The sequence below is a fragment of the Bradyrhizobium sp. CB2312 genome (assembly GCF_029714425.1).
Lineage (GTDB): Bacteria > Pseudomonadota > Alphaproteobacteria > Rhizobiales > Xanthobacteraceae > Bradyrhizobium.
The window spans coordinates 9,600,704-9,616,522 of the sequence record NZ_CP121668.1 but is presented as its reverse complement, the minus strand read 5'-3'; the positions used below and the strand labels follow the sequence as shown (position 1 = coordinate 9,616,522).

The 15,819-nt window shown below is 65.4% G+C and carries 13 protein-coding genes; 2 read left to right on the top strand and 11 right to left on the bottom strand.

Translation table 11 applies throughout. The features are described 5' to 3' along the window. Positions 1-172 precede the first annotated feature (172 nt). Positions 173-1,366: an ABC transporter substrate-binding protein gene (locus QA642_RS45765; RefSeq protein ID WP_283082694.1), complete on the top strand. Its 1,194-nt coding sequence runs from the start codon at positions 173-175 to the stop codon at positions 1,364-1,366. A gap of 236 nt (positions 1,367-1,602) precedes the next feature. Here the strand turns inward: QA642_RS45765 and QA642_RS45760 are convergent, their stop codons facing one another. The 4 genes from QA642_RS45760 to QA642_RS45745 form a co-directional block, all read right to left on the bottom strand. Next, complete coding sequence (locus QA642_RS45760; protein ID WP_283082693.1) at positions 1,603-1,989, bottom strand: MAPEG family protein; 387 nt, start codon at positions 1,987-1,989, stop codon at positions 1,603-1,605. A 190-nt stretch (positions 1,990-2,179) separates the two neighbouring features. Next, positions 2,180-3,262: a lipocalin-like domain-containing protein gene (locus QA642_RS45755; RefSeq protein ID WP_283082692.1), complete on the bottom strand. Its 1,083-nt coding sequence runs from the start codon at positions 3,260-3,262 to the stop codon at positions 2,180-2,182. Next, positions 3,252-5,714: an ABC transporter permease gene (locus tag QA642_RS45750; protein WP_283082691.1), complete on the bottom strand. Its 2,463-nt coding sequence runs from the start codon at positions 5,712-5,714 to the stop codon at positions 3,252-3,254. Before QA642_RS45750 ends, QA642_RS45755 begins: the two co-directional genes overlap by 11 nt. Then, complete coding sequence (locus tag QA642_RS45745) at positions 5,711-6,364, bottom strand: ABC transporter ATP-binding protein (RefSeq protein WP_283082690.1); 654 nt, start codon at positions 6,362-6,364, stop codon at positions 5,711-5,713. Before QA642_RS45745 ends, QA642_RS45750 begins: the two co-directional genes overlap by 4 nt. 143 nt (positions 6,365-6,507) lie before the next feature. Between QA642_RS45745 and QA642_RS45740 the strand changes: the two genes are divergently transcribed. Next, complete coding sequence (locus tag QA642_RS45740) at positions 6,508-7,845, top strand: MFS transporter (RefSeq protein WP_283082689.1); 1,338 nt, start codon at positions 6,508-6,510, stop codon at positions 7,843-7,845. 267 nt (positions 7,846-8,112) lie between these two features. On the opposite strand, the gene QA642_RS45735 is transcribed toward QA642_RS45740, so the two are convergent. From QA642_RS45735 to QA642_RS45705, 7 genes are all read right to left on the bottom strand, one after another. Then, a complete protein-coding gene (locus QA642_RS45735; RefSeq protein WP_283082688.1) occupies positions 8,113-9,828 on the bottom strand; it encodes an amidohydrolase family protein in 1,716 nt (571 codons plus the stop codon). A 226-nt stretch (positions 9,829-10,054) separates the two neighbouring features. Continuing rightward, positions 10,055-11,260: an MFS transporter gene (locus tag QA642_RS45730; protein WP_283082687.1), complete on the bottom strand. Its 1,206-nt coding sequence runs from the start codon at positions 11,258-11,260 to the stop codon at positions 10,055-10,057. A 318-nt stretch (positions 11,261-11,578) separates the two neighbouring features. Next, positions 11,579-11,740, bottom strand: a complete 162-nt coding sequence (locus QA642_RS45725; RefSeq protein ID WP_283082686.1) for a hypothetical protein — start codon at positions 11,738-11,740, stop codon at positions 11,579-11,581. An 87-nt stretch (positions 11,741-11,827) separates the two neighbouring features. After that, positions 11,828-12,868, bottom strand: a complete 1,041-nt coding sequence (locus tag QA642_RS45720; protein ID WP_283082685.1) for an MBL fold metallo-hydrolase — start codon at positions 12,866-12,868, stop codon at positions 11,828-11,830. A 282-nt stretch (positions 12,869-13,150) separates the two neighbouring features. Then, a complete protein-coding gene (locus tag QA642_RS45715) occupies positions 13,151-13,603 on the bottom strand; it encodes a hypothetical protein (RefSeq protein WP_283082684.1) in 453 nt (150 codons plus the stop codon). 2 nt (positions 13,604-13,605) lie between these two features. Further along, positions 13,606-15,351 carry a thiosulfohydrolase SoxB gene (gene soxB / locus QA642_RS45710; RefSeq protein WP_283082683.1) on the bottom strand — a complete coding sequence of 582 codons (1,746 nt, stop codon included), beginning with the start codon at positions 15,349-15,351 and terminating at the stop codon, positions 13,606-13,608. Between the two features lie 154 nt (positions 15,352-15,505). Next, positions 15,506-15,811: a hypothetical protein gene (locus QA642_RS45705; RefSeq protein ID WP_283082682.1), complete on the bottom strand. Its 306-nt coding sequence runs from the start codon at positions 15,809-15,811 to the stop codon at positions 15,506-15,508. Between the last annotated feature and the right edge of the window lie 8 nt (positions 15,812-15,819).

The following is a 15,819-nucleotide window of genomic DNA, read 5'->3' as shown; positions in this document are numbered from 1 at the left end:
CACGCCCTGTGGTTATGGGTCCCGGATCTTCGCTTCGCTCGTCCGGGACGACAGCGATTGTTTGGCGCACAGCTGCCCATACTAACGACCAACATGAAATGGATGGGCAGGGCCGGGGTTCTTCACTACTATCCGCGCGATTTCAAAACAGAACACTGCTGGGAGCTAACTCATGAAATCATCCCTTTTGGCCGCCGTCGCAATGTCGGCCCTGCTGCTGGCGGCGCCGGCCTCCGCGCAAGGCGTCAAGATCGGCATTCTCAACGATCAGTCCGGCGTCTATGCCGATTACGGCGGCAAATGGTCGGTCGAAGCCGCCAAGATGGCGATCGAGGATTTTGGCGGCGAGGTGCTGGGCCAGAAGATCGAGCTCGTCACCGCCGACCACCAGAACAAGCCTGACCTTGCGACCTCGATCGCGCGGCGCTGGTACGATGTCGAGAATGTCGACATGATCACGGAGCTGACGACCTCCTCGGTCGCGCTCGCGATCCACGAGCTTTCCAAGGAAAAGAAGAAGGTCGACATCGTCGTCGGCGCCGCGACCTCGCGCCTCACCGGCGATGCCTGCCAGCCCTACGGCTTCCACTGGGCCTATGACACCCGCGCGCTCGGCGTCGGCACCGGCGGTGCGCTGACCAAGGCCGGCGGCGACACCTGGTTCTTCCTCACTGCGGACTACGCCTTCGGCTATGCGCTGGAGAAGGACACCAGCGAGATCGTCACCGCCAATGGCGGCAAGGTGGTCGGCTCGGTGCGCGTGCCGCTCAACTCCTCAGACTTCTCGTCGTTCCTGCTGCAGGCGCAGAGCTCGAAGGCGAAGATCGTCGGCCTCGCCAATGCCGGCCTCGACACCACCAATTCGATCAAGCAGGCATCCGAGTTCGGCATCGTCTCGGGCGGCCAGAAGCTCGCCGGCCTGTTGATGACGCTCGCCGAGGTGAACGGCCTCGGCCTCCAGGCCGCGCAAGGCCTGGTGCTGACCGAGGGCTATTACTGGGATCTCAACGACAAGACCCGCAATCTCGGCGAACGCTTCCTCAAGCGCACCGGCCGAATGCCGAGCATGATCCACGCTGGTACCTATTCGGCGACGCTGAGCTATCTCAAGGCGGTCAAGGCCGCCGGCACCAAGGACCCGGAGGCCGTTTCCAAGAAGCTGAAGGAGCTGCCGGTCAACGACGATTTCGCGCAAGGCGGCAAGGTGCTCGAGAACGGTCGCATGGTCCACGACATGTATCTGTTCGAGGTCAAGAAGCCCTCGGAATCGAAGAAGCCTTGGGACTATTACAAGCTGCTCGCCACCGTCCCCGGCGACAAGGCGTTCTTCACCGCCAAGGACAGCGGCTGTCCGCTGACGAAGTGAGCCAACGCTCGCGCTACACCCTCGGTGTCGTCCCCGCCTAGTGCGCAATTGCGCACGGGAGCGGGGACCCATAACCCCAGGCAGAAGTGTGGCGCGAGATGCCCACTCCGAGTCTTCGCAAAACAACTCCCTGTGGGTATCGCGACGAGCGCAGCGCTCGCGCGGGGGTCCCGGATCGGCGCTCCGCTTCGCTGCGCTTGTCCGGGACGACGGCGGAATTTATGGCGCAGCCCGCTTCACACCATCCGCAACACCACCGCGCCCAGCGCGCCCGCCCACAGCGCGATCGCGGCCAGCGCCTGGATCGCGAAACCCGGGCCGCGTTTTGCGGCGGCCTGCGAATAGCCGATGAAATAGACGATACGGCCGATGATCCACACCGCACCGATTCCTGCCGCAATGGCATCGCCGATATAGATCGCGAACAGCCAGAGCGCCGGCAGGAAGACCGGCATCCATTCCAGCGTGTTCATCTGGATGCGGAAGGCGCGCTCGAAATCCGGATGGCCCGACATCGCCGGCACCTTGACGCCGGTTTTTGTGCGCGAGCGCGAGACGTTGATGCAGGTGAAGAGATAGAATGCGATCGCCAGCAGCGTGACGAGGGCGGTGAGATGATACATCGCGAATTTCCCCAGAGCGTTTTCCAGCGAAGTGGATACCGGTTCGCGTAAAGAAAACGCGTCAAATCTAGAGCATGATCCGGAAAAGTGTGCAGCGGTTTTCCGAAAGATCATGCTCGAACAACAACCTAAAGCGCGATGACGATTCGTCCCAATCTCATCACGCTTTAGAATCCAGGCAGATCGCGCTTCAATACCCGGTCAGCTCGAGATAGCCAACGCCGTCATGCGTGCCGGCAAAGCTGAGCGGTCCCTCCCAATAGGAGAAGCCGGTCCGCATCCATGCCCTGGGATTGAGCGGCTTGCAGAGGATCGAGAACGAGCGCGAGGGGATCGCGATCTGCCATTCCACCGGCAGCTTGCGGCCCGCGACTTCAGTGATTGCCTTCGGTGTCATCTGGATATCACCACCCGCAATCATCTGTGTGTCGCCGGCAGCATTGATCCAGTTGCCGAACGGATAATCCTTGCCGTCTTTCTGGCGCAGCCGGTACAGCATCAGCTTGTCGCCGGATGACAGATGCAGCGACAGCCAGTCCCACCCGGTCTGGTCAGCATCGAGCGGCTGGCTGCTCCATTCGCGGTCCATCCAGGCCTGGCCGGAGACGTCGACCGGCCTGTCGTCGATGGTGAGCGTGCCGCGCGCACGATAGAATGGCTGGCTGTAATAGTACGAGGCCTGTCCGCGCTCGGACTTGCGGCTGTAGCCGTGATCGCCCTGCAGCACCACCGGACGATCGGCCTCCAGCGTCAGCGCGTAGCTGAAGTCGGTGCCCGAGGCCTTCAGCGAGAGCGGCGCCAGGGTGCGATCGTCGGTCTTTTCAAGACCTTTCATCTCCCAGTCGTCGATCCAGGCTGCAAACGGTTTTGCATCGACACCGGCCTGCCCGATTCCGCCGCGCGAGAAGACCTCGCTGAAGCGGTGAGTGCCTGCGCGCGTCACCGCGGCATGCGCCATCCAGATCTGCTGATTGGCCCAGCCTTCGCCCGGCGGACCTGGCTGCGCCGCCTGGCGGAACAGCGTCCATTGCAACCCGCAGGCCGCGCCGCTGCTGTCGACGAGATTCGCGGTGAGATACCACCACTCGATACGAAACTCCGGATGCGGCCCGTGGTCGGCGGGGAAAGCAAAGGCCTTTCCCGGCGTCACCTTGGCATAACCATCGGCGGTCTCGCCGAGCCCGGCATAGCCTTGCGCGCTGGCGCGGCGTGCCAGAGCGAGCGCGGCGATGCCGCCGGCAAACGCGCGCCGCGAGATCCGATCAGCGCTCATTGGCAAACACCTTGACGAGGCTCGCCGGCTGCATCCGCGCCAGTCGCAGCATCGGCAGCAGCGCAGCAAGCAGTGAGGCCAGCAGCGCCACCGCGACCAGCTCGACCAGTTGCAGCGGAAACACATGGAACGGCAGCCGCCAGCCGAACGCCTTCACGTTGACGATCGCGATCAGGCACCACGCCACCAGCAGCCCGAGCGGTACGGCCAACAGCGAGGTGAACAGTGCGACCGACAGCGTCTTGGTCAATTCGATCGCGGCAAGGCGCGGCCGGGTGATGCCGATCGCCCACAGCGGCGCGAGCTGCGGTAGACGTGAATTCGCCAGCGTCAGCAGGCTGGTCAAGAGCGCAATGCCGGCCACGCCAAGCGTGAAAGCGTTCAGCGCCGACGTCACCGCAAAGGTGCGATTGAAGATGCGGATCGATTCCGCCTTCACCGTCGCCTGGTCGGCGACGCTGCGGTCGTCGAGCGCGAACTGCTTCTGCAAGGCCGCGATCAGGCCGGCGATATTGCCCTTCGCGACGATCAGGCCGATTCGGGTCTGCGGCGTCTGCGGAAAGTGTCGGATCAGCGCCGCGACATTCACAGCGAGCTGGCCCTTGGGATTACCGTAATCGGCATATATGCCGACGATGTCGAGCTCCCAGGTGCCGCCCGGCGCCGGCACCTCGATGACGTCGCCGACGCGGACGTTGAGGCGGCGGCTCAATTGCTCGCTGATGAAGGCGGCGTTGCCCGGCACGAGCTGGGTCCAGGCGCGCGGCGCGGTCTCCAGCAGCGGCCAGCGCTCGCGATAGAGCGCATGGTCGGGCAGGCCGAACAATTCAACCGGCTGGCCCTGCACCTGCGTCTCGGCGCGTCCGCCCGACAGGATCGCCTGCACATCGCTGCGCTCCCTCAGCCAGTTGCGGATCGCAACGCCTTGGGCGTTGTCGGCGGCGCTGATGTAGACGTCGGCGGCGAGCCGCCCGTTGAGCCAGCCGATGAAGGTGCGGCTGAAGGTTTCCACCATGGTGGACACGCCGACATTGACGGCGAGCGCGAGCAGCAACGCCATCAGCGCCAGCGACAGTCCCGAGAGTTGCTGCCGGCTATTGGCCCAGAACCACAGCGACAGCGGTCCGCGCGACCAGCGCTGGCCGATGAGCAGGATGATTTCGAGGAAGGCCGGCAGGATCAGTGCGGCGCCGAGCATCAGTGCTGCCAGCACGCCGAATCCCGCAATCAGCGACACGCCGTAATGGAGCAGCAGCAGCGCGACGGCGAACACGGCGCAGGCGGCAAGGCTCTGCAGCACCAGCCAGCGCCGCTGCCGTTGCTGCCAGGCGCGCGGCTGCGCCGTCGCCAGCACCGGCATCCTGATCGCCTTGATCAGGCTGGTCGCCGCCGCCACCAGCGCGCCCGCAATGCTGATGCCGATCCCGGCGAACCACCATTCGGGCCGCAATGCGAGTTGCCCCGGGATCTGCGCCCCATAGAGTCCGCGCAGCGATGCCGCCACATCCGGCAGCAGCGCCGCCGCGATGAAATAGCCGCAGACGAGCCCGATCAGTCCTGCGACCAGCGCGAGGGCCACCAGCTCGATCACCAGCACCGTGTTGACCAGCCGCGCCGAGGCGCCGCAGGCCCGCAACGTCCGCAGCATCGGCAGCCGCTGCTCGAAGGCAAGGCCGACGGCGGAGTTGACGATGAAGAGGCCGACGAAGAACGACAGCAGGCCGAAGGCGGTGAGGTTGAGGTGGAAACTGTCGGTGAGGCGCTCGAGCTCGGTCTCCGCATTCGGCTCGATGCGTTGCAGCTGATCGCCGACGACGTCTTGCAGCGGCGCCGGCTTGCCCTTCGGCTTGCCGATGAGGAGCCGCGAGACCTGGTCCGGCTTGTTGAGGAGTCGCTGCGCCACGCCGATGTCGACCACCAGCACGTCGGGCACGAGCTGCGGCAGCACGCGCAGCGGCGGCAGCTTTGCGCCGCTGCTGATCGGCGGCGCCGCGCCCTCCTGCTCCTGCAAATCGTTCAGCGTCTCCCGCGCCGCCAGCGTCTGGCCGGGCGGGGCAACGAAGCTGCTCAAATCCGAGGCACCAAGGCGCGGCGCATTGCCGACATCGGTCGGCATCGTCACCGGCTCGATGCCGAGCAGCCGCACCGAGCGTCCGTTGACCTGCACGTGTCCTTCCAGCACCGGCGAGACCGGCCAGCCGGCGCGGCGGAGCTTGACGAACAGGTCTTGCGAAAATGTCGCCGCATTCGGCGCCACCAGCATGGCGGTGCGCACGCCGCCGAACGTCGCTGCGGCGCGGTCGTAGGCGTTGCGGGCCTGCTGGTTGATCGCCTGCACGCCGCTCCACAACGCCGTCGCCGCGATCAGCCCGATCAGGAGCGTTGCGAACTGCATCTTGTGACGCCGCCAATGGCTCAGCAGCACGGCGAGGATCCACAGCGCGCGCTTCATGCGATCCGCCCCGCATGCAAGGTGACGTGGCGATCGAGCGTGCCGGCCAGATGCAGGCTGTGTGTCACCATCAGGAAGCCGCAGCCGGTGCGCGCGACGAGGTCGCGCGTCAGCGCCAGCACGTCGTCGGCGGTGTCTTCGTCCAAATTGCCGGTCGGCTCGTCCGCGAGCAGCAGCGAGGGCTTTGTCGCGAGCGCCCGGCCGATCGCGACCCGCTGCTGCTGGCCGCCTGATAATTGCTCTGGATAACGCCTGAGGAGATTGCCGAGCCCGAGCCGCTCGACCAGCTCTTTGGTCCAGGCCGCATCATGCCGCCCGGCAATCCGCGCCTGGAAGGCGAGATTGTCCGCAACCGAGAGAGACGGGATCAGGTTGAACTGCTGGAACACGAGGCCAATGCGGTCGCGCCGCAGCTCTGCGCGCCCGGCGTCGGAGAGCTTGGTGACTTCGGTATCCTGTAGCCGGATCGAGCCGCTGTCGGCGGCATCGAGGCCGGCGATCAGGTGCAGCAGCGTGCTCTTGCCGCTGCCGGATTCGCCGGTGAGCGCCACGCGCTCGCCGGCCTTAAGGTCGAGATCGACGCCGCGCAGCACGTGAACCGGCTCGCCGGCCGAGGCGAAGGTCTTGGAGAGATTTCGGATCGTCAGCACGATGAATGGCGCCGGGCGGAATTAACGGAAATGTTGCGTAGCACACTTGGTGGGGAAATGCCGGGGTTGCGTTGCTCCCGAAGCCGTTGTTAGCTTCATGAAGGCCAAATCAAAAAAGTGCCAAAACACAGACGGGGAGAATCATGAGCGCTCAGGGAATGCCGTCCGCGGCGGGTACGACGGCAGGGACGTCCAAAGAAACGCCGAAGGGCGCCTGGACCGTCACGTTTCTGCTCTTTCTCTTCATGCTGGTAAACTTCGCCGACAAGATCGTCGTCGGCCTCGCCGGCGTGCCGATCATGACCGACATGAAGCTCAGCGCCGAGCAATTCGGCCTGCTCGGCTCCTCGTTCTTCTTCCTGTTCTCGATCTCGGCGATCGTGGTCGGCTTCATCGTCAACAAGGTGCCGACGCGCTGGGTGCTGCTGACGCTGGCGGTGATCTGGGCGCTGGCGCAGTTTCCGATGGTCGGCACCGTCTCCTTCACCACGCTCTTGATCTGCCGCATCGTGCTCGGCGCGGGCGAAGGACCGGCGTTCTCGGTCGCGGCGCACGCGATCTACAAATGGTTCCCCGACGAGAAGCGCACGCTGCCGACCGCGATCCTGTCGCAAGGCTCGGCCTTCGGCGTCATCCTCGCGGTGCCGGCGCTGAACTGGGTCATCGTCAATCACTCCTGGCACTATGCCTTCGGCGCCCTTGGCGTCGTCGGCTTGATCTGGGTTGCGGCCTGGCTCGCGCTCGGCAAGGAGGGCCCGCTCGAGAGCACGCAGGTCGCGGCCGCGACCGAGCCGGCGATCCCCTATTTGCAGCTTCTCACCTCGCGCACCTTCATCGGCTGCGTCGCGGCGACCTTCGGCGCTTACTGGGCGCTGTCGCTCGGCCTCACCTGGTTCACACCCTTCATCGTCAAGGGGCTCGGCTTCTCGCAAAGCCAGGCCGGCTTCATCTCGATCCTGCCCTGGGTGTTCGGTGCCACCATCGTGATCCTGACCGGGTGGATCTCGCAGGTGATGATGGCGCGCGGCTACAACACCCGCGTCGCCCGCGGCGTGCTCGGCTCGGTGCCGCTGGTGATCGGCGGGCTGATCCTGGCGATGATGCCGCATGTTCAGGGCGCGGGCCTCCAGATCACCGCGCTCGTGGTCGGCACCGGCCTCTGCGGCGCGATCTATGTCGTCTGCCCGCCCATGCTCGGCGAGTTCACGCCGGTGTCGCAGCGCGGCGCCATCCTCGCGATCTACGGCGCGCTCTACACACTCTCGGGCATCATCGCGCCGAACGTGATGGGCACCGTGATCCAGCGCGCCGGCAGCATGCTCGACGGCTACATGACCGGCTTCAGCATCAACGCCGCCGTCATGGTCGGCTCCGGCCTGCTCGGCCTGTTGTTGCTCTGGCCGAACACGGAGCGCGCGAGGTTGACGGGTGGTGCAGCGGCGCAGCCCGCCCCGCTGAAGGGCGCGGTCTCGCCGACGTAAGGGGGACGCTGCCAACCCCAAACACAACAGTCGTCCCGGGGCGCGCCAACGGGTCCGCGCGAAGCGCGGCCCGATGACAGGCTCCGCGCGAGCCCGGGACCTCCGCGCGAGCGCTTGCGCTCGTCGCGATAACCACAGGGAGTTGTTTGGCGGAAGGCCGTAACTCCGCTCGTCGCAAACTATTGCTGCGGCGTATGGGTCCCCCGCCTTCGCGGGGACGACACCGAGAGTGAGGCGCGGCTTTCGCGCCTCAGCCACCGCCGTCGCTTAATTCATCCTCTGCGCGCCCCGAATCAGCTTGCCCGGCCTCTGCCCCGTGGCCTCGCCGTGCCGCCGCGTCACCACGCCCGACACGATCGTCGCCTCATAGCCGTCGACATCCTGCAACAGCCGCCGCCCGCCGACCGGCAGGTCGTAATGCACCTTCGGCGGATGCAGGTGCAGGCGGTCGTAGTCGATCACGTTGACGTCGGCCTTGTAGCCGGGCGCAATCAGCCCGCGGTCGGTGAGGCCGACCGAGAGCGCGGTCTTGCGCGACTGCGCGGCGACCACGAACGGGATCGTCAGCTTCTCGCCGCGTTTGCGGTCGCGCGTCCAGTGCGTCAGCAGATAGGTCGGGAAGCTGGCATCGCAGATGATGCCGCAATGCGCGCCGCCATCGGACAGGCCCGGCACCGATTGTGGGTCGATCAGCATCTCGCGCGTCGCATCGAGATTGCCGTCGGAATAATTGAGGAACGGCACGTAGAGCATGCCGCGGCCCTCGTCCGACAACATCGCATCATAGGCGAGCTCCTCCGGCTGGCGGCCCTGCCTGCGCGCCTGCGGCCCCAGCGCGTTCTCCGGCGGCTGCTCGTAATCGGGGGGGTCGCCGAGCAGGAACATCTTGTCGTAGTTCGGACGGAAGAATAGCGGATCGTCGGTCGACGTCGCCGTCTCGCTCAGGATCGCCTTGCGCACCTCGCTCTGACGCAGCAGCGCCAGCCGCTCCTGCGGCGGCAGATGCGCGATCGCCTTGTAGCTCGGATGGGTCTGGAACGGGTTTCGCGACAGCTCGAGCCCGAGCAGCAGGCCGACTGGGCGCGCAGCGATCTGCGCGGTGATGGAGAGGCCGCGTTTCGCCGCCGCATTGATCTCATCCAGCGTCTGGCGCCAGCGATTGGGCGATTTGTCGTTCTGCGTGATCGAGAACGAGATCGGGCACTTTGTGCTGTCCGCCACCCGCAGCATCATCGGCAAATCTTCGTGGATGGTGGAGAGATCCAGTACGAATTGCAGCACGCTGCGCCCCTGCCGGTGCATCGCGTCGGCGATTGCGGTCAGCTCGTCCTCGCCGGCCTTCAAGGTCGGCGTGAAATCGCCGGTCGAGGTGCGGTGGTTGAGCGTGCGCGAGGTCGAGAAGCCGAGCGCGCCGGAGCGCACCGCCTCGCCCGCGAGCTTTGCCATCGCCGCGTTGTCTTCCGCGGTCGAGGGATCGCGGCGGGCGCCGCGCTCGCCCATGACATAGACCCGCAGCGCGGCATGCGGCAGCTGCGCGCCGACGTCGATGTCGAAATCGCGCTTGCTGAGCCAGTCCATGTAATCCGGAAAGCTCTCCCAGGCCCACGGAATGCCGGCGCTCAAGACCGGCTCCGGAATGTCCTCGACGCCTTCCATCAGCTGGATCAGCCGGGTGTGATCGGCGGGCTTGCACGGCGCGAAGCCGACGCCGCAATTGCCCATGATCGCGGTGGTGACGCCGTTCTGCGAGGACGGCGTGATGTCCTGGCTCCAGGTGACCTGGCCATCATAATGGGTGTGGACGTCGACGAAGCCCGGCGTCACCAGCTTGCCGCGCGCGTCGATCTCTTCGCGACCCTTGGCAGAGATTTTCCCGACCTCGCTGATCCTGCCACTGGTGATGGCGACGTCAGCCTCGAACAGCTCGCCGCCGTTTCCATCCGCGACAGTGCCGCCGCGGATCACGAGATCAGGGGTGCTCATGGTGTTTCTTCCCGTTTTGTTTTGTTGTGTTTTGCTTTATCGGCTCGTCGTCCCGGACAGGCACAGCGAAGCGGAGCGCCGATCCGGGACCCCCGCGCGAGCGCTGCGCTCGTCGCGATAACCACAGGGAGATGTTTTGCGACGACTCGGAGTGACCAGCTTCGCGCTTCAACCGCTCCTTGTGGTTATGGGTCCCTGCGTTCGCAGGGACGACAGCTGAATTCTTCTACGCCCTCGCCGGCTTCCGTTCCGTGAACGGCGACAGCACCACCGTCGCCAGCATGAAGATCACGGAGGCGCCGAACACCCAGTGTGGTTCGCTCTGGTCCATGATCCAGCCGAACAGCAGCGGTGAGACGATGCCGCCGAGATTGAAGCCGGTGGAGACGATGCCGAAGGCGCGCCCGGCGGCGCCGGGCGGCGCGGCGTTGCGCACCAGCATGTCGCGCGACGGCGCGATCACGCCGGAGAGGAAGCCCGCGGTCGCCATCGTCGCGGTCAAGGCCCAGCCGGGCAGCGTGACCAGCGCGATCAGCAGCACGATCGCTGCATTCGCGGCAAAGCAGGCGGCGGCGACATAGCCGTGATGCTCGGTGTAATCGGCGAGGAAGCCGCCCGCGAGCACGCCGGCGGCGCTGGCGCCGAGGAACGCGGTGAGCGCGACATTGGCGATCGAATAGGACGCGCCATAGCCGCTCATCAGCGCCACCACGCCGAAATTGTTGATGCCGGCGACCGACAGGCTGAGTAGCGTGAACAGCGCCGTGAGCATGATCAGCGCCGGCGTGATCACGGCTTGCTTCGGCGCGGCCGCGTTACCCGGCTTCTTCTTGTGCGCGCCGGCTTCGGGGATGCCCATGGTCACCAGCAGCAGCGCCACCAGGATGGCGATCGCGCCCGAGGCGATCAGCGCGCCGGTACCACCGGACACCATGACCAGTGCAGCAACGATCGCGGGCGCCACCGCGCCGCCGAGATAGCCGGCAAAGGTGTGGACCGAGAAGGCGCGGCCCATCCGCGCTTCGTCCATGTGCTCGGCCAGGATGGCGTAGTCGGCGGGGTGATAGACGCTGTTGGCGAGCCCGAGCAGCACGGCGCAGGCGATCAGCGAGGCATAGCTGAGATGCAGGCCGAGCAGGATCAGCGCGAGGCCACCGAGCGTAAGGCCGCCCAGCAGGAGCTTCCGCGCGCCAAAATGATCGACGAGATAGCCGGTCGGCGCCTGCGTCAGGCCGGACACGACCGCGAACACCGTCAGCGCAAAGCCGAGCTCGATATAGCCGACCCCGAGTTTCTCCTTCAGGAACGGAAACAGCATCGGCAGGACCAGCATATGGAAATGGCTGACCCAATGCGCGATCGAGATTCCCGTCAGCGTGCGCAGCGCGCTGTCCGCCTTGCCTTGCTGCGGTGCGGCGAGAACATCGGCCATTGCAGTTCCGTTTCACATCCTGGAGGGGATGGGCAAACTATCGGGGAGAGCGGTTATTTGTCCATGAACGCAGGCGCATGGCAGGTAGTGCGGGTGGGGGCTGCAATCGCGATGATTGCCCGGCGGTGCAGTGGGGCACACTGCGCTCCCTCCCCCTTGCGGGGAGGGCCGGGGAGAGGGGTGGCCCAGCAAAAGGTCTATCGGTCGTCGCTGCAAAGAGTCTGTTGCGCTCTCGACAAAGTGTGCCGTGTGGCACCCCTCTCCCTAACCTCCCCCGCAAGGGGGGAACGTACCGTTCGTGCGGCAAGCTTCACGCCCTCACAACGGCTCGTCGTCATTGCCGTAACGATCCCGTTTCGGCGTGGCGATGTCGCCGTCTTCGTAATCGTCGTCGAAGTCGCGCGGAGGCGGGGGTGTCTTTGTCTTGTCGTCAGCCGTCTTCGTCTTCGGCGGCGCGCTTGGCTTGGCGGTTTTGGCCATGGCTGGTCCCGGATGGTGATGCTTCACCCGATTCTATCCGGAAAATATGTGGGGTTCCCTGATCTGTCGCAAGGCTGCGTAGCGGCGTCAGGCGTGCACCACCGGCCCGCCCGCCTTCTTCCAGGCATCGATGCCGCCGGCGATGTGCGCGGTGTTCGACAATCCCGCGTCCTTCGCGGCGGCCACCGCCATCGCCGAGCGCTCGCCGAAGGCGCAGAAGAACACGACGCGGCGGCCGGTCGCGGCCGCGACCTCGCGCAGCATGCCGCCGGGCTTCAGGCTCTCCTCGACCGACGGATAGGGCGTGTGCAGCGCGCCTTCGAGCATGCCGTGCTTCATCCGTTCATTGGTCTCGCGCAGATCGACAAGCAGGATGTCGGGCCGGTGGAGCGAACGGATCGCCTCCGCAGCGCTGAGCGCGCGGCCTTCCTTCGCCAGCTCCTCCTGATGCAGGCCGACGCGCATGTTGGCGGGCACCGCGACGTCCATCATCTTCGGATTGGGCAGCTTCAGGTTCGCCATCAGCTCGATATATTCGTCGACCGAGCGCACCTGGAGCCGTGGATTGTAGCGCTTCTCCTCGCCGATGGTGGAGACGGTGTCGCCCTTGTAGTCGTGCGCCGGGAACACCATGGTCTCGTCCGGCAGCTTCAGCAGCCGGTTGAAGATCGACTCGTATTGTGCGCGCGACGAACCGTTCTGGAAATCAGTGCGGCCGGTGCCGCGGATCAGCAGCGTATCGCCGGTGAAGACGCGGTCGCCCATCAGATAGGAGTAGGAATCGTCGGTGTGGCCGGGCGTGTACATCACGTCGAGCGACAGGCCCTCGATCGTGACCTTGTCGCCGTCGGCAACCCGCATCGCCACCACGTCGGCCTTGGTCTGGTCGCCCATCACGGTCATGCAATGGGTGCGGTCGCGCAGCTCGCCGAGGCCGGTGACATGGTCGGCATGCAGATGGGTGTCGACCGCCTTGACCAGCTTGAGGTCGAGCTCGCGCAGCAGCTGGCAATAGCGATCGACCTTCTCCAGCACGGGATCGAGGATCAGCGCCTCGCCGCCGGGCCGGCTCGCGAGCAGATAGCTGTAAGTGCCCGAAACGCTGTCGAAGAGCTGGCGGAAGATCATGGCAGGCCCCGGCGTGGAACTGGTTTCGAGGATTCTACTACGGGACGGGGCAGAAAGAGAAGCAATTCACTGTGTAGATGGTAATATTTGGAAGATTTTTCTTGCAGGGGGATGGGAGGGGTGGCTTAGCGCGGTCTGCCCCCCACCACTGCTGTCATCGGCCGTGAAGCGATCCGGTATTCCAGAGACAGTGAGGGGGTACGGAGAAGCTGCGGCCTACTGGATTCCCCGCTTTCGCGGGGAATGACAGCGGTGAGTAGCGTGGGACTGCCCTGACGCCCCCTACGGCCTCACCACCGTATACCCGTTCTCCGCCAGGAACAGGATCTGCCCGACCCCGACCTGCACCGGCGTCCCCGCTGGAATGAACTCCGGCCGCTTCCCCGTCTCCCGCTCGATCGTATCCACGGTGTTGAGGCAAATGTCGAAGCGCACGCCCTGCGCGATCAGGCTCTCGACCTGCGTGCGGCGCTCGCTGCCAACAAGCAGCAGATCGATGCCGGGACCGAACGCGACGACCTCGATCGCGACCTTGTCGGGGTCGTAGGCCTTCAAGAGATTGTTGGCGATGCTCAGGACCAGCGCCTGCTTCTTCACATCGCCGTCGGAGAGCTGGAGCACGATCTTGTGCTCGGCGAACGGCTTGTCCTGGAGCGGCACCTGCTGGGCAAAAGCCTGCGGCATCGTCATCCAGGCGAGCAGCATCAGCACGCGAAGAATTTGCGACCGCATCATCCCTATCCCGCAATGCCCGGATTGCCCTCGACGCCCTTCAGCGTGACGCCGCTGCCGAGCCGTTCCTGAAGCATCCGGCCCGAGCGCAGATATTTGGCGACGACGTCCCACACCGGCGCGCCCTGCTGGCCGTTGACCGAGGCCCAGCCCGCGACCTTGTAGCGGTGGCTGGCGCTCAACGCCTTGCCGCCATTGAGCTTTAGCTCCGAGATGCGGCTGCCGATCGCGTTGGTCGGGCTGCAGGTGTAGCTGAGCCCGCCGGCGCGCACCATGTCGCCGCCCTGCTGGTAATAGGGATCGGCGTTGAAGAGGTTGTCGCAGATGTCTTCCAGCACGTCCTTGATCTCTGCGCCGGTCATCTCCTGCACATAGGTCTCGGGGTAGCTGATCGCGGTCTCCGCAAGCACATCCTCCATGGTCAGCGCCTGGCCCGACAGCGCGGTGACGCCCCAGCGGAAGCCCGGCGACAGCGCGATCTCGGCGTCGAGCTCGGTGCGCAGCGCGGTGCAGATCAGCTCGTCCATGGGCCCGGCGAAATTGTCACGGCGATAGAGCAGGCGGTCCGGGGTGGCGATCTTCTCCGCCCAGTCGGTCACATGCGGCGCGCGCAGTCGGCCGATCAATTCGGCCATGGCCGGATCGGGCTTGAGCAGCTCGGAATAGACCGGCAGCAGATGATATCTGACGTCGCCGACCTTGCCCTTCTCGAGCACGAGGTCGAGTACGCCCAGAAACTTCCCGTTGGAGCCGGCATTGGTGACGAGCGTGGTGCCGCCGGCATTCATCACGGCAATCGGCTGCGGCACGGCATCATGGGTATGCCCGCCGAGGATGACGTCGATGCCGGTGACGCGGCTTGCGAGCTTGAGATCGACGTCCATGCCGTTGTGCGAGAGCAGGATGACCGCATCGACCTTGTCGGTGCTGCGCAGGCCGTCGACGTGCTTCTGCAGCTCTTCCTCACGGATGCCGAAGGTCCAGTCGGGCGTGAACCGTTTGGGATGCGCGATCGGCACATAGGGAAACGCCTGGCCGATGATCGCGACGCGATGGCTGCCGAGTTCCTTGATCACCGAGGGCTTGAACACGCGCCCGCTGGCCTTGTCGAAGGCGAGCGCGTCGTTGAACGCGGCTTCCTCGGTGAGAAAAACGTTCTGCGCCAGAAACTCGCCTTTGAAGCGCTCGAGATTGTCGCGCAGCACCTGCTCGCCATAGGTGAATTCCCAATGCCCGGTCATCGCCTCGATGCCGAGCAGATTGGCGATCTCGACCATGTCGCGGCCCTGCATGGTGTTGGCAAGGCCGGTGCCCTGCCAGAGATCGCCGCCGTCGACGAGCACAGATCGCTTCTCACCGGCCTCGCCGCGCAAACGGTCGATCAGCGTCTTCAGATGGGCAAAGCCGCCGAGCTTGCCAAAGCGGCCCGCGGACTTCTCGAACTCGAAGCAGGTGAAGGCGTAGGCATCGGCGCTGTCGGACCGGATGCCGAACCGCTCCAGGAAAGCGCGGCCGACCAGATGCGGCGGCCGCCCCGCCATCTCGCCGATGCCGATATTGACGCTGGGCTCGCGGAAATAGACCGGATTGAGCTGCGCATGCGTGTCGGTGGTGTGCAGGATCCGCGCATTGCCGAACCGTTCGAGGTCGTAAATGCTTGCGGTCTCGGCGCCGCGCGCGAGCCGGGGCAGGCTGAGCGAGGTTGCGACAGCGGCTGTACTCTTCAGGAAATCACGGCGGCGGATGGCCATCCCAGATTCTCCGCGCCTATGCTCGGCTACGACAGTTCAACGCGCTCAAGTCTAAAGCATGATCCGGAAAAGTGCGCAGCGGTTTTCCGAAAAGATCATGCTCAAACAAAGAGCTAAAGCGCGATGGCGATCCTAATCCTAATCGCATCGCGCTTTAGCGGATTTCCATGGCCTTCCAGGCTTCTTTTTCGGACGCCGCCTGGACAATCGACGCCTTCGCCAGCGCCTCGGCTTCCTTGGAAGCGGCAACCGCGCGGTCGAAATCGGCGCCATCGGCCGCCTTCTTGGCGGCGGCGAGCGTCGATACGGTCACGGTCCACTGGTTGCGCATGCCGGCTGCCTCCTTGGAGGCGGCCTCGGCGGCGGCATAGGCCGCCTTGTAGTCCGCCTCATTGGCCGCGCGCGCGGATGGCGCGAGGCTTACGGCGAGCAGCATGGCCAAGGCAAGTGACAGCTTCATGGCCGCGC

Coding starts and splice junctions, on each gene's coding strand:
- QA642_RS45765 (WP_283082694.1), top strand. CDS start 173: ATGAAATCATCCCTTTTGGCCGCCGTCGCAATGTCGGCCCTGCTGCTG.
- QA642_RS45760 (WP_283082693.1), bottom strand. CDS start 1,989: ATGTATCATCTCACCGCCCTCGTCACGCTGCTGGCGATCGCATTCTAT.
- QA642_RS45755 (WP_283082692.1), bottom strand. CDS start 3,262: ATGAGCGCTGATCGGATCTCGCGGCGCGCGTTTGCCGGCGGCATCGCC.
- QA642_RS45750 (WP_283082691.1), bottom strand. CDS start 5,714: ATGAAGCGCGCGCTGTGGATCCTCGCCGTGCTGCTGAGCCATTGGCGG.
- QA642_RS45740 (WP_283082689.1), top strand. CDS start 6,508: ATGAGCGCTCAGGGAATGCCGTCCGCGGCGGGTACGACGGCAGGGACG.
- QA642_RS45735 (WP_283082688.1), bottom strand. CDS start 9,828: ATGAGCACCCCTGATCTCGTGATCCGCGGCGGCACTGTCGCGGATGGA.
- QA642_RS45730 (WP_283082687.1), bottom strand. CDS start 11,260: ATGGCCGATGTTCTCGCCGCACCGCAGCAAGGCAAGGCGGACAGCGCG.
- QA642_RS45725 (WP_283082686.1), bottom strand. CDS start 11,740: ATGGCCAAAACCGCCAAGCCAAGCGCGCCGCCGAAGACGAAGACGGCT.
- QA642_RS45720 (WP_283082685.1), bottom strand. CDS start 12,868: ATGATCTTCCGCCAGCTCTTCGACAGCGTTTCGGGCACTTACAGCTAT.
- QA642_RS45715 (WP_283082684.1), bottom strand. CDS start 13,603: ATGATGCGGTCGCAAATTCTTCGCGTGCTGATGCTGCTCGCCTGGATG.
- soxB (WP_283082683.1), bottom strand. CDS start 15,351: ATGGCCATCCGCCGCCGTGATTTCCTGAAGAGTACAGCCGCTGTCGCA.
- QA642_RS45705 (WP_283082682.1), bottom strand. CDS start 15,811: ATGAAGCTGTCACTTGCCTTGGCCATGCTGCTCGCCGTAAGCCTCGCG.